General features: G+C 68.8%; 2 protein-coding genes and 1 pseudogene. 2 read left to right on the top strand and 1 reads right to left on the bottom strand.

Features of this window, described 5'->3' with window-relative positions; genetic code table 11:
* Together NI18_RS25895 and NI18_RS17915 are read left to right on the top strand one after the other, a co-directional pair.
* A partial coding sequence (locus tag NI18_RS25895) for a hypothetical protein (RefSeq protein ID WP_198527065.1) occupies positions 1–196 on the top strand: 196 nt, incomplete at its 5' end.
* 464 nt (positions 197–660) lie between these two features.
* Positions 661–1,112: pseudogene (locus NI18_RS17915) on the top strand (CBS domain-containing protein).
* Positions 1,113–1,125: 13 nt separating this feature from the next.
* Here NI18_RS17915 and NI18_RS17920 read toward each other — a convergent pair.
* Complete coding sequence (locus NI18_RS17920) at positions 1,126–2,583, bottom strand: lipopolysaccharide biosynthesis protein (RefSeq protein WP_037531929.1); 1,458 nt, start codon at positions 2,581–2,583, stop codon at positions 1,126–1,128.
* Between the last annotated feature and the right edge of the window lie 11 nt (positions 2,584–2,594).

The raw sequence follows: 2,594 nt of genomic DNA on the forward strand, positions 1-2,594 counted from the left end.
CCCGCAGTCTCGACGCGCCGGTCGCCACGGACGATGCCGCACCCGCGGCGTTCGACGCAGACCGCTGCCGCCATCGCTCGGCATCTCGGCCTCGGCACCCGCACCAGCTACCGACGCTTCGGCGGACGGCGCAGCTGCGGAAAAGCCGCGTCGCCGTCGCGTCCGCGTCGCCACCGACGAGGTCGAGGCGGGCTGACCGTCGCGCCAGACGGCAAAATCGAAAAAGGCCGGTACCGCGACGCTGCGGTATCGGCCTTTTTTCGTTTCATCCCGCGGCCGCGCGCATCGCCCGGACGGCTAGTCGATCCGAGTCACGTCCTCGTCATGGCCGCTGCCCGAACTCAGGAAGACGAGCCCCATCAACAGCCCGGCCATGATCACCGATCCGCCGACCCCACCGAGAATCGCGAGCATCGTCACGAGGTGCAGCGCCCCCCTGAAGATGCGCCATCGCGACGATGACGCCCGCGGCGCAGATCGCTGCCGCCAGAATCATCCACGCCATGATCGTCCGGAACCGGCCCCAGGCGAACGCGGCATAGTGAGGATCGTCGAGTCCGGTCGGTGTCTCGGCAGAAGGATCGGTCATCGCTTTTCATTGCCGCGCAAACATGGTTTTCTCAAGCCACGCGCATGGAGACGCGACAAGGAGAGGCGGAGATGACGATCGCGACGATCCTCGAGACGAAGCGGCGGACCGGTGACGGCACGCGCGCGGACATGGTGCTGTCGTTGCACCCCGATGCGAGCGTCGCGGACGCGGTGGCGATGCTCGCGGAACAGCGGATCGGCGCGGCGCCGGTGCTCGACGACGGCCGCGTGGTCGGGATATTTTCCGAGCGCGACGTGATCCATTGCCTGCAGGCCAAGGGCGCGGGCGCGCTGACGCAGCGGATCGGCGACGTGATGCGCGCGCGGTCAAATCGGTCGCGCCGACCGAATCGGTGATCGGCGCGCTGTCGCTGATGACTCAGCGGCGGATCCGGCATCTGCCCGTGATCGACCATGATCAGCTCGTCGGCTTCGTCTCGATCGGCGATCTCGTCAAATTCCGGATCGACCGGATCGAGGCGGATGCCGCGGCGATGCGCGCCTATATCCAGTCCGCCTGACCCGCGGACCCGGTCAGGGCGTAACGGGGCGTTTGCGCAGCACTGCGACGAGCTCGCCCAGCGCCGCGCGCGCGAAGGCGAGCATCCCGCCCGCATAGACTACGCCGCCGACCGCGAGCAGCACCGCGAGTCGCCAGACCGGATCGAGCACTGGCAGGCGCTGATCGACCAGCCAGACCGCGAGCGCCATCGCGATCGCGGCCAGCGCGGGCGACGCGACCGCGCAGGCGACCGCACGTGCGGGGACGCCGATCACCGGCAGGCTCCGCCACGCACTGATCGCGAAATAGAGGGGATAGGCCGCGATCCAGGCGAGGCCGAGCCCGGTCGGCCCCCACTCAACCCCGATCAGGAACGCGGTGCCGAGGATCGCCGCGCCGGTCGCGCCGTTGCGCACGCCGATACCCGGTCGCCCGCGCACATCGGAGGCGGGGGTCAGCAGCACCTGGAGCGTCATGAACGGCATCGCCAGCGCGAGCAGCCGGACGATCGGTGCGGTCTCGACCCATTTCTCGCCGAGCACGGTCAGCACCAGCGGCTCGGCGGTGACCGCGAGCCCGAGATAGAAGGGCATGGCGACGATCATCACCAGCCGCACGCCCTTGACGAACGCCCGTCCGATCGCGTCGGGATCCGCCTGCATCCGCGCATAGGCGGAAAAGGCGACTTCGTTGAGCGGCGGCACGAACTTGCTGACGAAGATCTGCGTGAGGAACAGGCTGGTCGTGTAGATGCCGAGCATGTGCGGCGAGAACCGGCGCCCGGCGATGAACACATCGGCCTGGCTCTGCAGGAACCAGAAGAGCTGGCTCGCCGCCATCACCCCGCCATAGCGCGCGATCCGGCCCGCGCCGCGAAAGTCGAAGCTCGGCCAGACCAGCGACCGCGCGCTCCACGTCATCATCGTACCGCGGACCGCGAACAGCACGAGCGGGGCGATGACGAGCGTCCATACTCCCAGTCCGTAGAGCGCGCCGCCGAGCGCGGTGCTCGCCGAGGCGATCGAGGCGGTGATGTTCGCCTTGGCCTGATGGCGAAAATCCATCGCGCGTGACAGCAGCGCATAGGGCACGGCGATGAACGGCGTGGTGAGATAGAGCAGCGCCTGGACGCGCAGCATGTCGGCGACGACCGGCTGGCGGTAATAGGCCGCGGCGAGCGGCGCGAGCACCAGCTGCGCTGTGGCCAGCGTCGCGTTGAGCAGGATCAGCATGCCGAAGAGCTGGCGCACCTCGTGGCGGCTGATCGTCGCCTGCTGGATCAGCCCGCTCGCCAGGCCATAGCCGTTGAGCATCGCCATGAAGGTCAGGATCACCTGGCACATCGCGAACAGCCCGTAATCGGCGGGCGCAAGGATGCGGATCACCAGGAAGGTGGCGCTCCACTGGACGAGTTGCGCGACGATCTGGCTTCCCGACCGCCAGATCAGCGCGCTGCGGACCTGTCCGGCGAGCGGCGCCGGGGCGGCCAAGCCGTCGAGGG

It is taken from the genome of Sphingomonas sp. Ant20, assembly GCF_000783375.1.
GTDB lineage: Bacteria > Pseudomonadota > Alphaproteobacteria > Sphingomonadales > Sphingomonadaceae > Sphingomonas > Sphingomonas aerolata.